Below are 21,024 nucleotides of genomic sequence, written 5' to 3'. Positions count from 1 at the left end.
CCTAGAACTCTTCTTCCCAGGAAATAAAGGGCTGAGACATATCTGACATTGCATTCACCATCAGTTCCACCAGCCCGCCATAAATGATGTTGTATTTATCTTTAAAGCCAAAATGGCCCAGCAGGGAATCACGGGCCGCGCCTTTACAATTAGAGCATGGCGCACAATAGTATTTCGGTATGGATGGGTCCAGTACATCTTCAAAAGCTGCCAATACCTGGCGGGCCTTCATCCTGGAGGCTACATTATTACGCCATTCCGGGAAATTCTGCGAATTCATAATCGCAAACCCACTGCCACCGCCACAGCAGTAATTGTTTGTACCGGCATTCGGCATTTCCCGGAACATGCCCGGTGCCATAATCGCTTTTAATATATTGCGCTGCGGCGACAGTATGCCCATAAGCCTCACCATATTACAGGGGTCATGGAGCGTAACCGGAAAATTATTTTTCGCCGGATCAAACTGTATGGCGCCGCTTGTTACGATCTGCTCCAACAACGGCAGACAGGGTTCACGGGGAATAGCCAGATCCTTGACCAGCAGCCGGTCGGCGATTGTGATTAGCGCTTTGGTGGCATGCCCGCATTCACCGACCACTATTTTTTTGACATTCAGCTTTTGGGCAGCCTGAACCTGGGCCAGGGCGATGCGTGAAAACTGAATATCATCATACCAGACGCCGTAATTGACACCCTCATAGCCCATTACATCACTGGATAGTGTCCAGTTAAGCCCTGCCGCCTCAAACAGAATAGCAAAAGCTGCCGGATTTTCGGGCCAGGCCATATATTCGCCGGCATTATGGATCAGCAGAATATCGGCACCCTTTTTATCAATAGGTATTGTCAGACGTCGACCGGTTTTTTCCTCAATAATATCTTCTATGAATTCAATATTGTCTTTAAAAGCCAATGGCGTCATGCCTGTAGACGAGCCAGTTTTCATGTGCCGGATCGTGCCGGACTTATGGACAGGTTCCGGTGCAATTCCCATTTCCTGACTGAACACTTTGCGCAATTCGCGGGAAATCAACGCATTATCGACACCGATCGGGCATACTGACGCACAGCGGCGGCAGACACTGCAGCGATAAGCTAATTCCGCCAGACGGTAGACGACACGCCAGTTGAGGTCAAGATCGGCACCAGCCCATTTTCCCAGCAGCTTACCGCTGAGACTAAAGTAACGGCGGATAATCCGTCTGAGCACTTCCGGCCGGAAATTGGGCCGGTAAATATCGTGGCGACCGCTTTCCAGATACATGGGGCAGGCTTCATTACAGGTATTGCACTGCATACAATATTCATTGCTTAATGTCGTCGGCAGTAGAAAGCCCCAGTTATTTTCTTTCTGAAACAGTTTTTCCAGCCCGCTTAAAAACCGGTTAACGATTTGCGCCTCTTCCTCCGGTGTCTGGGGAATAGGCAGATTAAGAGCAGAAAACCCGTCGAGTGAATAATCATATTTCGCTTTGAGCTCAGGCTTGATTGCTTTAAACCGGCAACCTGCTTCCTCACCAGGCAATGCGGCTATATTCCCTGGATCAAGAGAGGCAAGCACCTCGCACTCTTTGCCAAAATCGCAGATAGGCACATTTTTTTTCATTTCTGCTCTCCCTCCTGTGGCAAGCCGCCGACTGCCTGTTCTCCCCAGGACCCTCCCGGACGAATGTGGGGAGCCGACCAGGTAGGATGGTAATCCAAATAGGCGGCGATATCATTTTCCATCTCGCTGTTGCCTTTCATCATGGCATCATCCCACATAATATTATGGTAAAAGAAATACTTGCCAACAAAATGCATCATTCGGCTGAAAGGCAGATAAATCAAAAATACGCAAAACAGGAACACCGAAATACTCGACAGGGATGAATTCAGCACAGTAGGCTGAAATTGCAGCAGATTACTAACATGAAGCCGTATATTGTCAAAGGAGGCATCAGCCAGCGCCCAGGCTGCCAATCCGCTCCCGAATAAACAAAGCATTAACGCCAGATTAAAGAAGCTGATATAGTCTGATATGTATCGTAAATCGGGATCAAAGGTTCTCAGCCAGAGCAGTACCAGGCTGCCATACAGTCCGGCCACGAAGCTGCCTGCACCAGTGAATACTGTTAGATAATGCAGCAGCATTACCGGTGTCGAAGCAGAAGCAGCAGTTACTCGAATACCAATAATCTCCAACACAGCTCCTGCCGTAAGCAGGACAAGCCAGCCTGTGCCAAGATACAAACCCACATGCAAAGGAAAACTGCCTTTCCATACCTTGGGATTATGGATAAAGGCCCTTTTGATGAACAACATTTCCTGACTCATTTCTTTTAGCTCATGATACAAAGAAACATGAGGCTTTAACTCACCAAAATCTACCTTCTGATACTTTGATCCCTCCGGTCCCTGATGGGGTACCGGATATAAATCCCAGCGCAAATGGCGGGGCATCCGGACAAAACGCAAAATAGTGGTAATGGTTTTATAGCAGAATAAAGCAATTGCAAAATACAGCAATGGACCTCCAATAAACCAGCTAATCACACACATTCACCCCACCTATATAAAGTACTACAACATGCCCCAGCCGCGGGTATACTCCAGATAAATTTGAAATTCACGGTCGGCAAAGCCGGCACTGATTAAATCCCGCTTCACTTCATAGGCCTCCACCATATTCGAATAAGCAAAAATCGTTTGCTTATCCTGCTCAAAAGAGAAACCCCTTTCCGCTAACATTTCCATCATGGCAGCCACGCGCTCCGTACGGTCTGCCATGATTTTCCCAACAGCCCTTACTGCAGCAGGCGTCGGTAAATGGGAATACAGCGCCTCCAATATCTGCGCTTCCGGCACCAGGGACAGCGCCACCCGTGTTATATGTGTCACTACCGCTGCTTTTTCTTTATTCACATTCATCACCCTTTATTTAGCGTAGCGTGGCCGGACTGCAAGCCGGGCCACGCTACAAAAAATGCACAAGCTTATTTAATTGCCATCCAATAGCCGGCAAACACCACATTGGACAGCCAGTAACCGAGTGGAACGTTAATCAGTACACCAATCGTAAATGCGGCTAACGGCTTCCAGCCGAGGCGGGTTAATTCCCCAAACCGGGTAGTAAACCCAATGCTGAGGAATGTAAAGGTAAAGGCCCAGCCTCTTAACACCTTTACTAAACCAAGTACTTCTTTAGAATATGCCGCGCCCTCTTTGGGACTGAGCATCGCAATAACCACCGTAGTAAATAACGAAGCGATAAAGAAGCCGATAACGAATTTCGGGAATCTGTTCCAAATTTCACTTACGTTGACGCGCTCTGCCTGATCGGCCTTCTTTCGCTCCCATACCGTAACAGACAAGAACGCGACTACCAAGGCCCAGACACCGACAAACATATCACGACCGACTACCTTCATGAGGGTGAAGGTTTTAATTGCCCGTTCATCGCCAACTGCCGCTGCTGCTGCGAATCCGGCCGCATCAGCGAATTCGGATGTGCCAATCCAGGCACCTGCCGGCCCGGCCTCCATCCCCAATGCCTTGGCCCAAATGGGTAATAAAAAGATCATAACGACTGCCCAAATAACAACCATCGAGATTGCTACAGAAACATGCTCTTTTTCGGCCCGGCAGGCGCCGCCTATTGCGATTGCCCCTGAGACACCGCATATGGACCCGCCTGCCCCCAGACAGGCACCAAAGCGAGGATCAAGACCAAACAGGCGGGTAGCAGCAAAATAGATGGAGCCAAACGTTACCACTGATACGATTGTGGCCTGCATAATAGCCAGCGGTCCTGCCGACAGGATGATCGTAAAGGGTAAAATAGCTCCCATGAGAATAATGCCTGTCTTTACGTAAAATTCCGTTTTCAAAGCCGCCCGGAACCAAGTGGGAAGTTTGATTAGATTACCGGCAATAATCCCTACCGCCAACGCCAGCAGCGGTCCCTCCATCCAGTTTTTCCAGGCATTGTTGATTCCCAGCAAGGAAATAAAAACAGAAAGGACAAACAATACGGTAAATCCGGCAATAAAATGCGGTACATGAACACCCATAACCCGTACGGCAAATCCGAATACAACAATAAAGAATAGATATAAGAAGACGATACCACCGAATTTTGAAGATATATCACCCAATGCTTTGCTAAAATCAGTCCAAGCAGTAAAACTAACCGCCATCGGTTTCAATAATCCCAGTGTATTGGAGAAAAACGCCAAAGTAGCAACGACAATCAAACCAAGTCCAATAATAATCGCCCAGGTATCTTCCCGCTTCATCATGGGAAGCGGTGCTGCCGGAACCGTTGGTCTCTGCGCTGAAAGTGGTGTCTGTGTAACACCGGCCATGTTAATCTCCTCCTTAATTTCAATGAAAATTCAGTCTTCTTCTCATGTCCTCCCTTCCTGATTGTTACTGTTACGGAAAACCGCGCTACCTGTCGTACAGGCAGCGCAGCTTCAGCCAATCATACGCAGCCGGTTGGTTTGGGAAGTCCGGCCAGTTTGCACGCTCCTTTTGCCGGGCCTGAGGGGAACAGCTCGTAAATTTCCTTAAGGGAAAAGCCGGTATCTTTACAAAGCTTACGGATCATGGGAGCAACACCGAATTTTTTAAAATAATCGCGGAGATAATTGATAACCTTCCAGTGATTATCTGTCAGATCGGCAACCTCTTCTACCGTGGCAAAATAAGCGGCCATCTCTTCGCTCCAGTCCTCAGGATCAACCAGAAAACCATCTTCATCAAGCTCGACTTGCGTGCCTTTTACCTGTACTAAGCTCATACTTTTTCCTCCATTCCTTACTTTCCCTCTACTTATTTCAATACCAAGGCCTTACCGACCAAATCCATTAATCCGCCCATTTTAAAATCATCTGCACCATAATACTCCATTACCGCCGGCAGCTGTGCTTTGCAAATCGAGCAGGGAATAACCAAATAGTCCAGATTGTCAATTGCTTTCACCTGTTCGGCTTTCTTTTTGCCCAGCTGCATACGAATCTCTTTCATTTCCTCCATCAGCAAGCCTGAGCCGCCGCCGCAGCAGAAGTTTTCCTCCCGGTTAGGCGTCATTTCCACGAAATCAGTAACCACTGCCCGGAGAATCTTCCGCGGCTGCTCAATGAGATCTCCGGCCCTGCCGTAATTGCAAGGATCGTGCAGCGTAGCGCGAAGCGGCAGTTTCTGGAGCGGCAGACGGTCAATGTACTCGGCCGTAAAATCAAGAATATGCCTGATTTGAAAATCGACCGGTCCGTTGGCGCCCTGTGTGTACATCTTAGCTGCCCGCCAGCCATGGCCGCATTCTCCCTGAATAACCAGCTTAGCCCCCAGCTGCCGGGCAGCGTCGCTTAAGCGGCGATTATGTTCTTTCATCACATCCAGGTTAAACAGCAAGCCAAAATTAGCGGCTTCCAGGATAGCTGTCGATATTGTCCAGTTTAATCCCAAATGATAAAACAGCTTTGCTGCACCAATCATCGTATCAACATTCGTGAAAAAATCCGCAGACGAGGGAATATACAGTACATCCGAATTCGGCTTATCAATCGGTATTTTAATAGTAAGCCCGGTCTCTTCCTGCATCTCGTCTTCCATAAATTCAGCATTGTCCGCAATCGCCGGTGCAGGAAGTCCCATATTATTGCCGGTTTTTTGCATATTGGCGGCAATGCCCTGCATGAACTTCGGCATGATACCGAGCTCGGACAGAATATGGCGTGCGGCAATCGTAATTTCAGCCGTATCAATGCCAAAGGGGCAAAATAGTGCACAGCGCCGGCATTCATTACACTGGTAAAAGTACGTGAGCCATTTTGTTAGCGTCGCACCGTCCAATTCCTCAGCGCCGGCAAAGCGGCCAAACAGTCTCCCCTGAAGCGTAAAATAACGCTTATATACCCGCCGCATAAGCTCCGCCCTGGCGGCAGGAACGTTATAGTAATCCTCAGTACCAAGATAGCTATGGCACTGTTCAGCACACCGCCCGCATTTCGTACAGGTTTCCAGCATGACCATTACCGACCGCATTGACTCCCGCAAGCGATCCAGCCGCTCGATTGCCCGGTCTGGCTGATCCGGCTCCGCGGTCAGGGGAAAGCCTATTGCTGCGGTCTCTTTTGCTTTAGCAACATGCATAGGCGGCTTTATCATAGCTCAGTGCCCCCCTTTACGATATGAGCAGGCTGAGAGCTTCTCCCTGCTGCACCGGAGCTTGCCGGATAGCTGGGTGGAGCTTCCACCAGCATGGCACGATTGACAAGAAAGCCTGCCATATGTACCAGTTTGGAAAATGGTAAGTATATCATTAGACTATTAACCAGAAAGAAATGACTCATGAAAATCGGTTCCGGCGGTATCGCTACCGGATGCAGCATGATCAGTCCGCCCAGATATTCGCGAATAGCTGGCAGGTTGATCTCACTTACCGTTCTCATATGCATGCCAGTGACTACAATCGCCAGTAATAACAGCAATTCAAAATAATCAGCAGGGTCGGACAGGCGCTTGACTTCCGGAATAGCTACCCGTCTGTACAACAGGACAATAAGGGCCAGCAGCAAACCGACACCGGCTATGGAGCCAATAATCGCAGAAGCTTGAGAACTCGCCTGTTCAGTTAAGCCGATCAGAGTAAACTGATGTGTTACATAATAAATACCCACGATATGTCCGGCGATAATCATGGCCAGCGCCACATGCATAACCCAGGCCCAAAACCATAAACCGGTATCCCCACGGCGTAAACTGCTAAACAGCAGCAGCTCCTTACCTACCGCGCTTATCCGCCCCAGCGAAGTACCAGGGGCGGGAAATATCGTAATTGGAAACGGCACCGGAACCTTCAGCCAGCTCCGCACCCGCCAGGCCATCCCTAAGATGAGTACAGCCATGGCAATGTAGGGAAATATTTGGCCGATAAACAACAGCATATTAACCCTCCTGCCGTTCTTGCAGCATTATTGCTAGAATTTGAATTGAGTAGTGGAACGGAACGTCGTCTTAGCGTGCGTGAAATCATCAATATGCTTATCGGTGAAAGGCAGATCCGCCAGCTTAAAGAAGCGTTCCCAGCCAATACGGCCAATCCACTCACCCATTCTTTCCCCGTCACGGGCATTCGCCGCCCATACTTCAACCAGATTTTTTACGGCAGCGGTTACGGTAGACCAGCGCGGCGGTTCATTCGGAATGAAAGGAATTGCCAGCCTGGAGAACATTGGCGCCGTACGGGCGTTGGAAACTTTGCCGCCCACCCAGATAGAAACGCCGTCATTAACCGGATCCATAATTTTAATGGCTGGGCAGACAACTGTGCAGTTACCGCACATCATGCATTTTTCCGGATTAATCTCGACACTCTTTAATTTGGGGTTCGGACGGATAGCTCCGGTAGGACAGGACGCAACGGTAGTCGGAATTTCGCAGATCCGGCTGGCCATTTCGTCATTAATACGGGGTACAGTGCGGTGAATGCCGACAATGGCAATATCCGAGCAATGACAGGCACCGCACATATTCACACAGCACGCAACAGCAATCCGCAGCCGGGCCGGTACTTTCTGTTTACCGGTGAAGTAGCCGGTCATTTCATCCATGATGCTTTTGGTAATGCCCGAAGCATCGGTAACAGCGCTCTTACAGTGTATCCAGCCTTGCGTATGCACCACATTACTGATTGAAAGCCCCACTCCGCCAATCAGGTAATCCTTCTCATCCAGTTCGGCAAGCAGCGGCTCAAGCTTTGTTTCGTCAGCTACGAGAAACTCCACATTATTGCGGGTAGTAAACCGGAGATAACCGTCACAGTACTTTTCGGCTATATCACAAATATCATGAATCCATTCACTGCTGACCAGACGAGGCGAGGCTACGCGCACTGAATGCAGTACGGCACCGCTGTTGCTGACATGCCTTAATACGCCTGGCCGGGGAACAGTATGGTATTTCCAGTCACCGTAGTTTTCTTTGATAATCGGTGGAACCATTTCACGGTAATCGGGTGGTCCAAAGTCAGTTCTAGCCACGTTTTTCTACCTCCTCTGCATTCCAGAAAATGTAGGGATTGCTCCGCGGTTCATGCACCATTTGCGGCAGAGGCTTAAGTCCTACTGCTTCCAGGAAATTAGCCAGACCCATGCGGACAATCAGTTCACTGACCCGTTCCCGGTTTTTGCCGTGATCAGCCCACCAGTCGGTAATTTTATCGATAATTTCTTTCAGTTCCGTATAAGGCGGCTCCAGCTTGATGAAAGGAACAAGCACCCAGCCCAGCATAGCACCTTTTACTACAGGCGCTTTACCACCGATCATCAGGGCTGCGCCCTGCTCACGGCCAATACTGATCGCTTTGGGCATCATATTAATACAGTTCATGCAGTGAACACAGTCTTCGGCGCAGACAGTCAGTTCTTTCTTTTCTGTGTCCCACAGCAAAGCCTCACTCGGGCATTTGCGGATAACCCGGTTAAAGATATCAAAGCCGTTGTCAACAGCGGCCCGCACAGCTTCATTATCGATACGGATCGCATCCCGCCATATGCCGATAATGGCTAAGTCGGACCGGGCAGAAGCTGCCGCACAGTCATTGGGACAGGCAGAAACTTTTATTTTGAACTTATAAGGCCAGGCTGGTCTGTGGATGGCATCCTGATAATGAAGTGTCAGGTCATGAATAATCTGCATACTGTCTATACAGGCCTTTTCACAGCGAGCTGCGCCTACACAGCAGGACAGTGTCCGCAAGGCCCCGCCGGAGCCGCCAAGATCAAAGCCGATATCCGCCAGTTCATCAACGCAGGGCTGAAGATTTTCCGTTGTTGTCCCAAGCAGAATACAGTCACCTGTGGAGCCGTGTAAATTATAAAGTCCGCTGCCGTATTTATCCCAAATATCGGCTAATTGACGAAGTTTCTTGGTTGTATAGAAAAAACCGGCAGGCTGGTTAACGCGAATCGTATGAAATTCCTTAATATGAGGAAACTTCTCCGGCTCATCCGAATAACGGCCCACCACGCCGCCGCCATATCCCTTTACGCCTACGATCCCGCCATGCTTCCAATGGCCAATATTTTCTTCGTAAGAAGATTCCAGTTGAGCCAATAGATCCGCGGCACTTTTGTTCTTTGCGGCTGCGCGCTTAATTTCGGTTACAAAACTCGGCCAGTCTCCCTTTTCCAATTCATCCAGCAAGGGTGTCTTTCTGTCATCCATGCAGCGTCCACCTCCATAAAATCGATTTAGTATTCCTCTACAGTAATAGCGCCCACCGGACATACCATTGCACAGCTCTGACAGCCTAAACATTCATCTGCACCGGCAATGGCTTTGCCACCTTCTACGATGAAAATATGGGCCGGACAGGATTTGGCGCATTCTTCGCAGCCAACGCAAAGCTCCTCCGCAACGGTTACCATAAACACATTTTTCACCTCCAAATAGTGAAAAATTTACCAAGGACCTAAGTTCATTCTAGGGGGCTGAGCCAGGCCTGTAAAATTAAAAAAACCGATGTTTGACATCGGTTTTTTTAATGCGAAAATTCGGAATATATAAACATGTCCTACTTCTTAGTGATAAAGGCACTGAACTTCTCCACAGCCAGTGTTTGAAACTTATCTCTGTGACAAAGCATCGTAAAATTACGTTTAATCGCGCCTTCTTGCAGGTCAATTATCGCTAATTCGCCCCGTTTGACTTCATTAGCCACCGCCAAACAGGACATTACTCCCAGGCCAATACCTGCTTTAACGGCATTTTTAATGGCTTCCGTGCTGCTCAGCTCCATCGTAATATTGAGGTCTGGCACATGGCTGCCATGCTGCTGAACAAACTGTTCAAACACGCGGCGTGTACCCGAATCCGTCTCTCTCAATACCCAGCGTTCGCGTAATATATCGGCCAGGGATACACAGTGTCCGGCTGCAGCATAGTCAGGTGAGGCAATAATCACCAGCTGATCTCCGCTGAAACAGTAATCAGCCAATGCGGCAACCGGTTCATACAAGCCTTCCACAAACCCCAGGCTTAAATTGCCATCCATTACCTTGCTAATGATCTTTTCTGTATTTTCAATGGTCATGGAAATATTGACGAGCGGATAGAGCTGGCTGAATTGTACCAGATTTTCCGGCAGCAGATATTCACCGATGGTAAGGCTGGCGCCAATAGCAAGACGTCCGCTGATTACATCCATCAGACCGCGGAGCTTTTTATCGGCATCCTGATAGAGGCGCTCTAATTCCACCGCATAAGGATAGAGCGCCCGTCCCGCCTCGGTTATCACAATCCGGCGGTGAAGCCGGTCAAAAAGTTTTACGCCGTAATGGCATTCCAGTGCATGGATTTGCTGACTGATCGATGACTGCGTCATATATAGTTCCTGAGCTGCTAAGGAAAAACTACCTTTATCGACCACACATTTAAAAACCTGCAATTGTGTATCCAGCATTTTTTCGCCTCACCTTACCGCACTTCATTTTCCCAGGCAGGATTGTCATTTATTGCAAATTTTCTGTGTAATTACCAGGAATTCCTGCAGCACAAGTGAAAAAGTTCCCACAGCTAAAATAAAAAAAACTGCCGGGCAGCAGCTTTTTTAGCTTATTTCATTTCCGATAAAAATATTTTAAAGGCGATTACAACACTGGCAACTGCCGTAAAAGTCATGATCCAGCCCCATAATGGCCGTATATAATGAACCGCAATTGTGGTGAACATGGCACAGTCAAAAAGCAAGGAATAACCATAGCACCAGCCATTACCATAGGAAATTCCATGAATAAAGTAATGATCGATTCCTTCAATAGCCCCGTAAAGGAAAACCCACAATGCAAGATACTTCCCTTGCCGGCCCCAGCCTTGACGGGGCCAATAGGATAAAAACAACAGTGTTGTTGCCGGTAAAGAAATATACGTATTTAACAGCTCCACCACCGTCTGTGTATCGACAAGAACATCGGGGTTAAAAATCCAGAAAGAATGATGATACCCCAGGTAGCTGACACTTAAATTGACCACCATGACAAATAATACAGATGGGTAATAGTTTTTCCAGTTTTTCCAGTCTCCCCATTTCCATACAGATACCAGAAAACCAGTCAAAAGACATATCCTAAATACCAAAATGAGCCACATATGCTCACTCCTGCCTGCAAAAAAGCTTTTTCTGATTAGTTTGCCCAGCTAGGAGGATTCCATCCTGAAAATTACTGAACTTATTCAGTCACATCTGTCTCAAGTATAACCTGCCTGGTTGCGATACGCTCCAGCAATGACTTGCTATGGGTAACAGCAATAAGACCAATATTTCTACGGGCGACCTCAGCCAACAAAAAGTTCCATATTTGACTTTGGGTAATCAGATCAAGCATCGTGCTGATTTCATCTGCAATGAGAAATCTTGTCCGTTTTCCCAACGCTCTGGCAATACAAAAACGCTGCAGTTCTCCGCCTGATAATTCGCCGGGAAAACGCGTAAACCAATCCCGTTCAATTCCTAACCCCGTCAGAATCCGTTCCTCAATCTCATCACCTTCTGCAATGACATCCCTCATCCGCAGCCGGGGATTGACGGATTTCTCCGGATGCTGCCAAATCATCTGAACGGGACAATACCCTTTCCTGGCATGAATATCCTGGCCATCCAATAATACCTGACCACTGACAGGTCTAAGATAGCCTGCTAAAATCTGACAAAGGGTGGTTTTTCCAAAACCGCTGGGAGCCACAATACCGACTCGTTCATGACTCTCCACTGCCAAGTGCACGTTAGTAAACAAATGAATTCCCTTTTTATAACCAAATGAGATACCTTTGGCTTCTAGCACTCTTACATTCACTCCTTACTCCGCATGAAGGCAGCGAACTTTTCCAAGGCGTATCATCCGCTCCGGAATGGTCCCTTCACATTCTGTTGTAAATTTAAGACAACGGGGACCAAAAGGACACCCCTGCGGCATATTTTTGGCATACGGCTGGTTACCGGAAATAGGCTGAAATCCATTCTGAGGCAAAGCGTGCCATAAGGCCTTTGTGTAAGGATGGCGCAGCGTTTCAACAGACTGAAAATCTGCTACCGGCGCTTCTTCAACAGTAGTCCCTGCGTAAAAAACAGCAATGCGGTCGGCTACTTCCAACGCTAATTCAATATCATGCGTCACAAGGAGCACGCCATTGCCTTGGTCGGCAAATTCACGAAAATGGCGCATGGCTTTTTTAGCTGCCTCCAGATGCAGGCCGGGAGTAGGCTCATCGGCGATGATCAAGCGGGGAGTTTCCATCATAGCGGTGGTAAGCAGCACTCTGCGTGCCATGCCGCCGGATAATTCAAAAGGGTACAGCTCAGCAGTCTGCTGCGGCAGTTTATAGAACGCAAACAGTTCTTCTTGTTTTTGGCGAATATCCGCTTCATTGCGCTCCCGCCTCACTTGCTTGCCGACTTTTTCTAACGGATCAAGGTATGTTACGCTTTGTGGTACCAACACAATCTTTTTGCCACGCAGCTCTTCAATGCGCCGGGGGGACAATAGCTCGTCCTCAAACCAGATATCGCCCTCAGCATTACAATTACGCGGTAAAATACCCAGCACAGCATGAGCCAGTAAACTCTTCCCCGAACCGCTGGCTCCTACTACGGCAACAAGCTCACCCTCATGAACAGAAACCTGCAAATCACGAATCACATTTAACTCACATTGCCGCAAGCCTTGTTCATACTGAGTAAACGAAACAGACAAATTTTTGATCTGCAAAATAGGTTTAGTATGCATATAGGACAATCATTCCCCTCATCAATCATGGGCACTATGCGGATCAATTATCTTGCGCAGGCTTTCGCCAATCCTATCAAAGAGAAAGACGGTCAGCAGTAAAAATGCGCCTGGAAAAAGTGCCAGCCACCACATCCCCAGCGCCAGATATTTCATACTTTCTGATAAAATAATGCCAATACCGGGCTGCTCCGGCGGCAAACCAAAGCCTAAAAAAGTAAGCGCTGCTTCATGTAAAATAGCATGAGGGAAAAGCAGTACTAACCCAACCAGAAACTGGGGAAAAACATGGGGCAGCATATGCTTCACCACAATTTTCAGCTTACTTTGCCCCAGCTTTTCTGCAATTTTAATATAATTGGCTTCTTTCAGCTGCAGGATTTCCCCCCGGATAATGCGGGTCAGAACCGGCCAGTGGCTGATTGAGACGGCCACAACAACGCCAAACGTGCCTCGCCCTAAAGCATAGGAAATCAATATCAGCAGCAGCAGATGGGGAATCCCCATTACTAAGTCGATAAACCAGGTTATGACTGCATCTACTTTTTTTCCTAAGGTGGCCGCAGCAGCTCCCAAAACAGCGGCAATAGCGGCACTAATACTGGAAGCAAAAAGACCAATATAAATACTGATAGACAGCCCTTTCAAAGTGCGGGACAACATGTCTCTGCCCAGCCAATCGGTACCGAACGGGTGGGACAATTGGGGTAACAAATTCTTTTGGGTAAAATCTGTGGTAATCGCTTTATCGCCCAGCAAAGTACCGAGCACCGTAATTGCGAATAAAAACATACTGGCACCAGCCAAATATACAATCGTCCGACTCCGTTGATTGAAGCCGTTCCGATGATATCTCTGCAAAACAGTTACAGAAACGGGTTTATTCATTGGTGCTTCCCCGCCTTATCCTAGGGTCAATGATCCCATATAAAATATTCGCAATAAAATTGCCGCTAAATACTAATGCTGCACTAATTACCGCAATTCCCAGTAAAAGCGGTGCATCACCGCCTAATCCGGCAGCAACAGCCGCTTTACCCAGGCCTGGATAAGAAAAAACCTGTTCAACCAAGACAGAACCGCCAAAAATTTCACTAATCGAGGCAAATTGCAAGGTTATTGCAGGCAGCATAATATTGCGGAGCGCATGATTGCGAATAATCGCAAGCCTGCTCTTGCCCCGTGCTTTGGCAAAAAGAATATAATCTTCCGCCATAATATCAATCATTTTTTCCCGGGTATGCAGTGTTATATTGGCAATGCCAATGACACTTAAGGTTAAAGCCGGCAGAATTAAATGTTTTAAGCTGTCAAAAACAGAAACTTCTGCGGCATTTACCCCAATCGGCACACTTAAACCAATTGGCAAAAGCTGCAGCCATACAGCGAACACCATCAACAAAACTAAAGCCAGCCAGAATGTTGGCGTACTGGCAATTAGTAATGCATAGCCTTTGATTACTCTGTCAATAAAGCGGCCGCGATAAAAACCAGCCGTAATTCCCAATGCAAAGCCCAATACGCCCGAGAAAATCCAGGCCGCCGCCATTAGGGCCATGGAGTTCATAAATTTGACATGAATAACACTGGCAACCGGCTGACGGTAAAACAGGGATATTCCCATATTCCCCTGCAAAAAGTCGGTAAACCAATTCCAATACCGCACAACCGGAGGCGTATCCAAACCAAAATAGGCCTCTAGTCTGGCCAGGTTTTCGGCACTCATATTAGCTATACCAACTTCGCCAATATAGGCGCGCACCGGATCGACCGGAGACATGGAAACCAGGATAAAAGAAAGAATGCTCACGGCAATTAACAATGTAGCTATTTTAACGATCCCTTTTCCGATATATTTAGCAATACCGGAGTACGGTCCTATATCCATCATTCATACCTCATTACTTCCAAGACCACTGATGAACATGATTCGCAATTGTCCAGCCATAGCCATGGGGATGAATCTTGTTATCAACCACATTTAGGTTTTCTTTGGCAAAATAGATGTGCTTGATTTCCACCAGCCACACCCAGGGGGAATCAGCCTGCGGTGTAACACCGGTCTGCCCATCCCATTGCGCCTTCTTCCAAAATTCATAAGAGCCTTCTACAGAATTCGCTGCTAAGGCCTGATCAATGTATTGATCTACTGTCGGATTGGAATAAGAAGCATAGTTTTTACCGGTATAATAATGGCTTCTCACGCCGGTAGGCGAGTGTAGTCCGGCACCAAATACATGCGGGGTTGCATAGCATAATGTCGAAATCTTGTCCCAGCTTGATCCTACGGGATTCACTTTAATGCCAACTTGCTGCAGCATTTCTTTGACTGCCATAGCAATACCGGTTCGCACAGAATTCGATGAAATATAAAGCAGATCAAACTCGGCTTTTAAGCCCTGCTTTTCATAAATACCCTCACCATTTAATTTCCAGCCGTCTGCCTCTAAGATCGCTTTGGCTTTTGCCGGATCATAGGCCACTTTCATCGCTTCGTTTTCCCATGGTTCATTAAGGCTGTCCGTATAAGCTACCGAACCATAGCCATACAGCACATTCTTGACAATGGCTTCCCGGTCAATCGCACAGGCAATGGCCTGGCGAATAGCTAAATTGGCAGTAACGTCATTGCCGGCAGGATAAGTTTCGCCATTTTTCCTGGCAGGTGTCTGCTTTCCCGCCGGAATCGCAGGGAGATTAAGCCCGCGAATATCTACAGAATTAAATGCTAGAATGTTATAGCCTTTAATCGGGTTCACAGTATAGGCCGGAGCCGTATGCGCCACATCGACCTGCCCGGCTTTAGCCGCTGCATAAGCGGCATCTTCGGACATAAACACGATGGTTACTTTTTTCATTTTGGGCTTTTCGCCATAGTAATTCGGGTTTGCTTCTAAAATAACTTGCTGGCCCTTATCCCATTGTTTGAGAATGTACCGGCCGGAACCAAGCGGATTTTTGCCATACGTTGCGGCGTTATAGGCATGAGCAGGCACAATTCCGACCACAGCAGCCGTATAGGCAAATGCCGAATAAGGCGTATTCAAATGAAAAACAGCAGTAGTATCATCAACTGCTTCCACGGATTGTAACATCGATAAATCCGTCTCAGTTGCCTGCTGCATTGCATGATTATAAGTAAATGCCACATCTTTGGCGGTCAGCGGAACGCCATCCGTAAACTTCACATCCGAACGAATTTTGAAAGTCCAGGTAAGGCCATCAGGAGAAATGGTATAGTCTTTCGCCAAGTCATAACCAATGGTAATGTCATCTTTGGTAATGAGCAAGGTGCTTTGAATTAAAGGATCATGCGTATGCTCACCGGCAGCCCAGCCCATAATCGGATCAAAGCCGGCCGCCGGCTCTGATTCGGCATCCATGGCAATCACAACACTATCTTTTACTGTCGTGGCAGCACTTTTATCAGCCTTCCCACACCCGGCCAGCGTAACTAAAAATACGAATAGTAACATGAGCGCTATTTTTTTATTCTTCATCCATTTCTCCCCCAGCTTATATTTTTCTATAACCATGAATTGCCACAAAAAAAGTGGCAAAAAGACCTTGGGCAAATAACTCGCCCCAATGGCTTCATACCACAGTTTCCTGTACCTATATTCTTCTACCAATCCTATGTAAAACACACCTATGGCTTCTGCCATAATAAAATCTTCATAATTTCATTATACAAATTATAACAATTAATCATTACTCTGTAAAGCTGACTGGCTATGATTTGCCTATGCCGGACATTGCGCTATTGGTGAAAAAAAAGTATAATGAGCCCTATAAGCTCAGATCCCTGGAGGAAATTACCTGTGCAACTGCAATTTATGTATATGACCCGGACTGCCGTATTGGCCGGTGCTGCCGTTATCCTCATGCTCATGGATTTTCCCATCGTATTTATGCCCGGTTTTTTAAAAATGGATTTAAGTGAAATCCCCGCAATCATCGGCGCTTTTTCCATGGGCCCGCTTGCCGGTTTGTGGGTAATGCTGCTGAAAAACCTGCTGCACCTGACCAATTCACAGACAGCAGGCATCGGCGAACTGGCAAATTTTTTGGTTGGCAGCGCCTTCGTCCTGACTGCAGGCTTTATTTACCGGCGCTATAAAAGCCGGCAAGGAGCCATCACTGCACTGCTTTCCGGAACAATTGCCATGACAGTGGCGGCGGCAGCGTTAAACTACTGGGTGTTGATTCCGCTTTATCAGGCAGTACTGAATTTTCCCGGCGAAGCGGTAGTCAACATGGGACATGCCGTTAATCCCTTTATCATTAACTTAAAGACCTTCATCCTATTTGCCATTATCCCGTTCAACCTTCTAAAAGGGCTGTTGGTATCACTGATTACCATCCTTATCTATAAAAAGCTGTCGCATCTGCTGCATTAACTGTTAAGGGCCTGTTCTCACGATTGGAGAGCAGGCTCTTTCGCTTTTATAATTCCCTGGTCATAAATACACTATTAGGATCTTCTTTGTAGTCGGCGAAAGGTTCACAATACTGAAAGCCCATGCTAGCGTACAGTCTTTGCGCCGGTTCAAAAGCGGCCATAGAACCGGTTTCCAGACTTAGCCGCTTATAGCCCCGCTGCCGCGCTGTTTGGATGATGTGAGCAAGCAGGCGTTTTGCCACCCCGCTGCGCAAATGTGCCGTATTCGTCCGCATGGATTTCACTTCCCCATGCCAGCTATTCAGTTCTTTCAGCGCTCCGCAGCCCAGCAGCTGGCCCTGTTCCCAGGCGCTCCATAATGTAACATCCGGCTGTTTCAGACCTGTCAGATCCAAAGCATGCCTGCTTTCCGGAGGGGAATGCCGGGCCAAATCCTGTAGATGACCTCTGATAAAAGCGGCCGTTTCCTCTCCGGTTAAATCATCAAGTTTGATTTCCATGCCAATCACCCCGCAAATTTCTTGCTTCTTATTCTATTAGGTATCCAGATGCTCCCATTCCTGCTCTTTAAATCCCACTAAGACTTTTGAGCTTGTTACGAACAGCGGCCGTTTGACGAGCATCCCGTCCGTCGCCAGCAGAGACAGCTGTTCGGCTTCAGACATACCGGGCAGTTTGTCTTTCAATTCCAGTGATTTATACAACAAGCCGCTTGTGTTAAAAAATTTGCGCAGCGGCAGACCGCTTTGGCGCCACCATTCCCTTAACTCAGCCTCTGTTGGTTTTTCTTCTTTAATATTGCGCTGCTCATAGGCAATACCATGTGCATCAAGCCACTTTTGCGCCTTTTGGCAGGTAGTGCATTTCGGATAACAGATAAACACATATTTTTTACTCAACCTCAATTCCTCCTCAGTGCGGACTGCTTAACAACAATGATTGTCTGTAAGAAACTACTTCTAAGCTCACAGCAAAACTCCTGCCAGTACAAAGACCGGCAGGAGTTTTGCTGTGAGTAGTTAGCATGGATTTTTCCCTGGCGACTATATATTAACTATAGCCGTTTTATCGAGGAGGTACCGGTCTTATATGTCTGCCTTTATCAGTACCTTGGTCATCAACTTTTTTATTGCCCTGGGCGTAATGGTCGGCGCAAGCCTGTTTGCCGGACTGGCAGCAGTAATCAGCCACCATCCGCCGGTTAAAACAATGGTGACAGTTGCCGATTCCCTCAAAATCTGGGCTGTTGCCGCTGCTTTGGGAGGAACATTTCAATCACTTGAGGCCTTAGACCAGGGGTTTTTTCGCGGCAATATCCGCTCCGTTGCCAAAGAGCTTGCCTATGTGCTGGCAGCGCTGGCCGGAGCCAATGCCGGTTTTAGCTTTATCATGCTGATTAAACGCTGCGGTCAGAGCTGGAGCGAATAATGGCCAACCGCAAATCTTATTTTATTTTTCTTCTGACCGGCTTTTTAGGCGGTCTGTGTGCAGGAGCTATACTCGTGACAGCGTATACCGGCCACGAACTCGATACTGCTTATCAGCATATCCATGCTCTGCAAACAGCGGTTAAGGAAAAAGATGCCCTTCTGGAAAAATTAGAAGTATCGTCAAAGAAGAAAGCAACGGTCATCAAAAAAATTGAGGTTGATCTCCAGTTGACAGGGGATCAAGCGGACAAGGACGCTTTAATGATCCATGTAAAAGAGCAATACTACCCGCTCTTCGGCAAAGAAGTCACCAACCTGAATCCGGATTTACTAACTGCCGTAATCGATAACCGGGTTATTCGTTTAGAAGACCGAGATTTCAGGCTGTCCGTGCGCAAAATGGTGATTTCCGATACATTGAAGATTTGGGTCACTGCAGTCTTGCTCAGCAGGTAAATCTCTATTCCAGCTCGTCCAAGCCTTCAAACTGCATATTATAATATTTGGCGTACAGTCCGTTTTCGGCCAGTAATTCGTCGTGACTGCCCCGTTCCTGAATGCCGTTGTGATTAATGACGATAATCTCATCGGCATTGCGGATCGTGCTCAGCCGGTGGGCTACGACAATTGTCGTGCGATTCTTAGAGAGGCGCTCCAGCGAGGCCTGAATATAGCGTTCACTCTCATTATCCAATGCGGAAGTGGCTTCATCCAAAATGAGAATCTGTGGATTCTTTAAGAATACGCGGGCAATTGCAATACGCTGCTTTTGCCCGCCGGAAAGACGGGTTCCCCGTTCGCCGACATAACTGTCATAGCCGTCAGGCAGACTCATGATAAAATCATGAATATTAGCGTTCTGCGCCGCCTCAATAATCTCTGCCTCACTTGCCTCCGGCTTGCCATAGGCGATATTATCCCGTACCGTTCCGGCAAACATATATACATCCTGCTGGACAATCCCTATCGCACTGCGCAGCGACTTCAATGTCACATCCCTTACATCATGGCCGTCGATTAAAACGGCGCCGCCGCTTACGTCATAGAAACGGGGCAAAATAGAACAAAGGGTTGTTTTACCACCCCCGGAAGGGCCTACCAGCGCAACTGTTTTTCCTGCCTCAATGGTAATATTCACACCATCCAGCACTTGTGTATCCTGATCATAGCGGAAGGAAACATCGCGGTATTCGATGTGGCCTTTTACCGCCTGCAAAGACAGGGCATGAGGCTTTTCCAGGATTTCCGGCACCGTACTCACCACTTCCATAAATCGCTTAAAGCCGGAATACCCTTTTTGAAATTGCTCGGTAAAATTAATCAGTACATCAATCGGATTCATGAAGATGCCGATATACAAGGCATATACCGCTAAATCGGTTACCTGCAGTGTCCCCTCAGCAACAAAATAGCCGCCGCTCACCAGCACGGCCATATACAATAAGCCCTGAAAGAGGCCGTTGCCGGCATGAAAACTGCCCATAATGCGATAACTGCTGACCTTGGAATCCAGAAACTGCAGGTTAGCAGTACAGAATTTGTCCCGTTCCAGCTCCTCATTGGCAAAGGATTTGACAACACGAATACCGGCAAGACTGTCCTGTACCTGTGAATTCACTCCGGCTATCCGTTTGCGGTTGTCCATAAAAACAGCTTTCATTCTTTTGTTCTTATAAATGCTGAAGCAAACCATCAGCAAAGTCACCAGCAAGAGAATCAGCGTCATTTTGACATTCAAGAACATTAATAAGGCAAACGATCCGACAATCTTCAGGGTACAGATAAAAATGTTTTCCGGCCCGTGATGAGCCAGCTCAGAAATGTCAAACAGATCGGAAACCAGCTTGGACATCATTTCACCGGTATTATTTCGGTCATAATAAGAAAAAGACAGCCGCTGATAATGATCAAATAAATCCTGCCGCATATCGCTTTCCATCCGGGCACCCATAATATGGCCCCAGGTCGTAATGTAATACTGACAGGCGTAGCGAAGTAGATACAAGGCAAGCATGCCGAAAGCTACCGTACCTAAAACCTGTTTGATTTCTACCGCACTCCGGGTAAAAACACCATGAGTAAGATAATAGAGAATTTGCGGAAAGGCAATATCCACTAAGGAAACGACTGATGCACAGGCTAAATCCGTAAAAAACAACCAGCGGTACGGTTTATAATATTGAATGAATTTTGACCAGATAGACATAAGAAACCTCCGATTTCCAAGAGACGACAGAACCTCTTTAGTAATAGTCATATCTTACCACAGTAAATCAAAGCCATGCAAAGTTTGTCTGGGTAAAAAAGCGCTGTTTGCTAAAAGAACGTGTAACTATTATCTTCGTTTCCTTTCGGCCCTTCTGGAAAAATGCGGTCCGCAGGATGGGAAATGCTTACGTTAAGAAATTCGGATTTTTTC

23 protein-coding genes are annotated in these 21,024 nt (G+C 47.4%); 3 read left to right on the top strand and 20 right to left on the bottom strand.

The genetic code is table 11. The features are described 5' to 3' along the window. Position 1: 1 nt before the first annotated feature. From EV210_RS11755 to EV210_RS11675, 17 genes are all read right to left on the bottom strand, one after another. Positions 2-1,609, bottom strand: coding sequence for a (Fe-S)-binding protein (locus EV210_RS11755; protein WP_132080445.1), 1,608 nt, complete (start codon positions 1,607-1,609; stop codon positions 2-4). Beyond that, positions 1,606-2,538, bottom strand: coding sequence for a respiratory nitrate reductase subunit gamma (locus EV210_RS11750; RefSeq protein WP_165898884.1), 933 nt, complete (start codon positions 2,536-2,538; stop codon positions 1,606-1,608). Before EV210_RS11750 ends, EV210_RS11755 begins: the two co-directional genes overlap by 4 nt. A gap of 27 nt (positions 2,539-2,565) precedes the next feature. Continuing rightward, positions 2,566-2,907 carry a hypothetical protein gene (locus EV210_RS11745; protein ID WP_132080439.1) on the bottom strand — a complete coding sequence of 114 codons (342 nt, stop codon included), beginning with the start codon at positions 2,905-2,907 and terminating at the stop codon, positions 2,566-2,568. Positions 2,908-2,978: 71 nt separating this feature from the next. Continuing rightward, the gene (locus tag EV210_RS11740) at positions 2,979-4,349 is read right to left on the bottom strand and encodes a YeiH family protein (RefSeq protein ID WP_132080437.1); all 1,371 of its coding nucleotides are present in this window, start codon (positions 4,347-4,349) and stop codon (positions 2,979-2,981) included. A 119-nt stretch (positions 4,350-4,468) separates the two neighbouring features. Next, the gene (locus EV210_RS11735) at positions 4,469-4,786 is read right to left on the bottom strand and encodes a TusE/DsrC/DsvC family sulfur relay protein (RefSeq protein WP_132080434.1); all 318 of its coding nucleotides are present in this window, start codon (positions 4,784-4,786) and stop codon (positions 4,469-4,471) included. 32 nt (positions 4,787-4,818) lie between these two features. Further along, on the bottom strand, positions 4,819-6,156 hold the full coding sequence (gene dsrK, locus EV210_RS11730) for a sulfate reduction electron transfer complex DsrMKJOP subunit DsrK (protein ID WP_243650531.1): 1,338 nt from the start codon (positions 6,154-6,156) through the stop codon (positions 4,819-4,821). Next, a complete protein-coding gene (locus tag EV210_RS11725) occupies positions 6,153-6,935 on the bottom strand; it encodes a respiratory nitrate reductase subunit gamma (protein ID WP_132080431.1) in 783 nt (260 codons plus the stop codon). Before EV210_RS11725 ends, dsrK begins: the two co-directional genes overlap by 4 nt. A 33-nt stretch (positions 6,936-6,968) precedes the next feature. Beyond that, on the bottom strand, positions 6,969-8,030 hold the full coding sequence (gene dsrB / locus EV210_RS11720) for a dissimilatory-type sulfite reductase subunit beta (protein WP_165898883.1): 1,062 nt from the start codon (positions 8,028-8,030) through the stop codon (positions 6,969-6,971). Beyond that, a complete protein-coding gene (dsrA, locus tag EV210_RS11715; protein ID WP_132080428.1) occupies positions 8,023-9,216 on the bottom strand; it encodes a dissimilatory-type sulfite reductase subunit alpha in 1,194 nt (397 codons plus the stop codon). The genes dsrB and dsrA overlap by 8 nt, the downstream gene beginning before the upstream one ends. A gap of 26 nt (positions 9,217-9,242) precedes the next feature. Continuing rightward, positions 9,243-9,419, bottom strand: a complete 177-nt coding sequence (locus EV210_RS11710; RefSeq protein WP_243650536.1) for an indolepyruvate ferredoxin oxidoreductase subunit alpha — start codon at positions 9,417-9,419, stop codon at positions 9,243-9,245. Positions 9,420-9,565: 146 nt separating this feature from the next. Beyond that, entirely contained in the window at positions 9,566-10,453 is an 888-nt protein-coding gene (locus tag EV210_RS11705) for a LysR family transcriptional regulator (RefSeq protein WP_132080422.1), read from the bottom strand. Positions 10,454-10,605: 152 nt separating this feature from the next. Further along, complete coding sequence (locus EV210_RS11700; protein ID WP_132080419.1) at positions 10,606-11,139, bottom strand: CBO0543 family protein; 534 nt, start codon at positions 11,137-11,139, stop codon at positions 10,606-10,608. 80 nt (positions 11,140-11,219) lie between these two features. Continuing rightward, on the bottom strand, positions 11,220-11,831 hold the full coding sequence (locus tag EV210_RS11695) for an ABC transporter ATP-binding protein (protein WP_132080416.1): 612 nt from the start codon (positions 11,829-11,831) through the stop codon (positions 11,220-11,222). Positions 11,832-11,846: 15 nt separating this feature from the next. Then, positions 11,847-12,782, bottom strand: a complete 936-nt coding sequence (locus EV210_RS11690; RefSeq protein WP_132080413.1) for an ABC transporter ATP-binding protein — start codon at positions 12,780-12,782, stop codon at positions 11,847-11,849. A gap of 12 nt (positions 12,783-12,794) precedes the next feature. Beyond that, a complete protein-coding gene (locus EV210_RS11685) occupies positions 12,795-13,661 on the bottom strand; it encodes an ABC transporter permease (protein WP_132080410.1) in 867 nt (288 codons plus the stop codon). After that, entirely contained in the window at positions 13,654-14,661 is a 1,008-nt protein-coding gene (locus EV210_RS11680; RefSeq protein ID WP_132080849.1) for an ABC transporter permease, read from the bottom strand. Before EV210_RS11680 ends, EV210_RS11685 begins: the two co-directional genes overlap by 8 nt. Positions 14,662-14,674: 13 nt before the next feature. Continuing rightward, complete coding sequence (locus tag EV210_RS11675; RefSeq protein ID WP_132080407.1) at positions 14,675-16,273, bottom strand: ABC transporter substrate-binding protein; 1,599 nt, start codon at positions 16,271-16,273, stop codon at positions 14,675-14,677. Positions 16,274-16,594: 321 nt separating this feature from the next. Between EV210_RS11675 and EV210_RS11670 the strand changes: the two genes are divergently transcribed. Beyond that, positions 16,595-17,173: an ECF transporter S component gene (locus EV210_RS11670; RefSeq protein WP_243650530.1), complete on the top strand. Its 579-nt coding sequence runs from the start codon at positions 16,595-16,597 to the stop codon at positions 17,171-17,173. A 46-nt stretch (positions 17,174-17,219) separates the two neighbouring features. Here the strand turns inward: EV210_RS11670 and EV210_RS11665 are convergent, their stop codons facing one another. Continuing rightward, positions 17,220-17,675: a GNAT family N-acetyltransferase gene (locus EV210_RS11665; RefSeq protein ID WP_132080404.1), complete on the bottom strand. Its 456-nt coding sequence runs from the start codon at positions 17,673-17,675 to the stop codon at positions 17,220-17,222. Positions 17,676-17,711: 36 nt separating this feature from the next. Beyond that, entirely contained in the window at positions 17,712-18,074 is a 363-nt protein-coding gene (locus EV210_RS11660) for an arsenate reductase family protein (RefSeq protein ID WP_132080401.1), read from the bottom strand. A 190-nt stretch (positions 18,075-18,264) separates the two neighbouring features. On the opposite strand from EV210_RS11660, the gene EV210_RS11655 reads away from it, so the two are divergent. Both EV210_RS11655 and EV210_RS11650 read left to right on the top strand, forming a co-directional pair. After that, positions 18,265-18,603 (top strand): YtrH family sporulation protein, encoded by a 339-nt coding sequence (locus EV210_RS11655; RefSeq protein ID WP_132080398.1) that lies wholly within the window; start codon positions 18,265-18,267, stop codon positions 18,601-18,603. Then, positions 18,603-19,061: a sporulation membrane protein YtrI gene (locus tag EV210_RS11650; protein WP_132080395.1), complete on the top strand. Its 459-nt coding sequence runs from the start codon at positions 18,603-18,605 to the stop codon at positions 19,059-19,061. Before EV210_RS11655 ends, EV210_RS11650 begins: the two co-directional genes overlap by 1 nt. A gap of 4 nt (positions 19,062-19,065) precedes the next feature. Here EV210_RS11650 and EV210_RS11645 read toward each other — a convergent pair whose 3' ends face one another. Next, the gene (locus EV210_RS11645) at positions 19,066-20,811 is read right to left on the bottom strand and encodes an ABC transporter ATP-binding protein (RefSeq protein ID WP_132080392.1); all 1,746 of its coding nucleotides are present in this window, start codon (positions 20,809-20,811) and stop codon (positions 19,066-19,068) included. Positions 20,812-21,024 lie beyond the last annotated feature (213 nt).

The organism is Anaerospora hongkongensis (assembly GCF_004339805.1).
In the GTDB taxonomy this organism is placed as follows: Bacteria; Bacillota; Negativicutes; order Sporomusales; family DSM-15969; genus Anaerospora; species Anaerospora hongkongensis.
Note: the sequence above shows the minus strand (reverse complement) of the source record. Positions and strands in the feature narration are given on the sequence as shown.

What these genes read in the sequence shown, in the direction of transcription:
- EV210_RS11755 (WP_132080445.1), bottom strand. Translation starts at nt 1,609, where the DNA reads ATGAAAAAAAATGTGCCTATCTGCGATTTTGGCAAAGAGTGCGAGGTG.
- EV210_RS11740 (WP_132080437.1), bottom strand. Translation starts at nt 4,349, where the DNA reads ATGGCCGGTGTTACACAGACACCACTTTCAGCGCAGAGACCAACGGTT.
- EV210_RS11735 (WP_132080434.1), bottom strand. Translation starts at nt 4,786, where the DNA reads ATGAGCTTAGTACAGGTAAAAGGCACGCAAGTCGAGCTTGATGAAGAT.
- dsrK (WP_243650531.1), bottom strand. Translation starts at nt 6,156, where the DNA reads ATGATAAAGCCGCCTATGCATGTTGCTAAAGCAAAAGAGACCGCAGCA.
- EV210_RS11725 (WP_132080431.1), bottom strand. Translation starts at nt 6,935, where the DNA reads ATGCTGTTGTTTATCGGCCAAATATTTCCCTACATTGCCATGGCTGTA.
- dsrA (WP_132080428.1), bottom strand. Translation starts at nt 9,216, where the DNA reads ATGGATGACAGAAAGACACCCTTGCTGGATGAATTGGAAAAGGGAGAC.
- EV210_RS11710 (WP_243650536.1), bottom strand. Translation starts at nt 9,419, where the DNA reads ATGGTAACCGTTGCGGAGGAGCTTTGCGTTGGCTGCGAAGAATGCGCC.
- EV210_RS11705 (WP_132080422.1), bottom strand. Translation starts at nt 10,453, where the DNA reads ATGCTGGATACACAATTGCAGGTTTTTAAATGTGTGGTCGATAAAGGT.
- EV210_RS11700 (WP_132080419.1), bottom strand. Translation starts at nt 11,139, where the DNA reads ATGTGGCTCATTTTGGTATTTAGGATATGTCTTTTGACTGGTTTTCTG.
- EV210_RS11685 (WP_132080410.1), bottom strand. Translation starts at nt 13,661, where the DNA reads ATGAATAAACCCGTTTCTGTAACTGTTTTGCAGAGATATCATCGGAAC.
- EV210_RS11680 (WP_132080849.1), bottom strand. Translation starts at nt 14,661, where the DNA reads ATGGATATAGGACCGTACTCCGGTATTGCTAAATATATCGGAAAAGGG.
- EV210_RS11675 (WP_132080407.1), bottom strand. Translation starts at nt 16,273, where the DNA reads ATGAAGAATAAAAAAATAGCGCTCATGTTACTATTCGTATTTTTAGTT.
- EV210_RS11665 (WP_132080404.1), bottom strand. Translation starts at nt 17,675, where the DNA reads ATGGAAATCAAACTTGATGATTTAACCGGAGAGGAAACGGCCGCTTTT.
- EV210_RS11655 (WP_132080398.1), top strand. Translation starts at nt 18,265, where the DNA reads ATGTCTGCCTTTATCAGTACCTTGGTCATCAACTTTTTTATTGCCCTG.
- EV210_RS11650 (WP_132080395.1), top strand. Translation starts at nt 18,603, where the DNA reads ATGGCCAACCGCAAATCTTATTTTATTTTTCTTCTGACCGGCTTTTTA.
- EV210_RS11645 (WP_132080392.1), bottom strand. Translation starts at nt 20,811, where the DNA reads ATGTCTATCTGGTCAAAATTCATTCAATATTATAAACCGTACCGCTGG.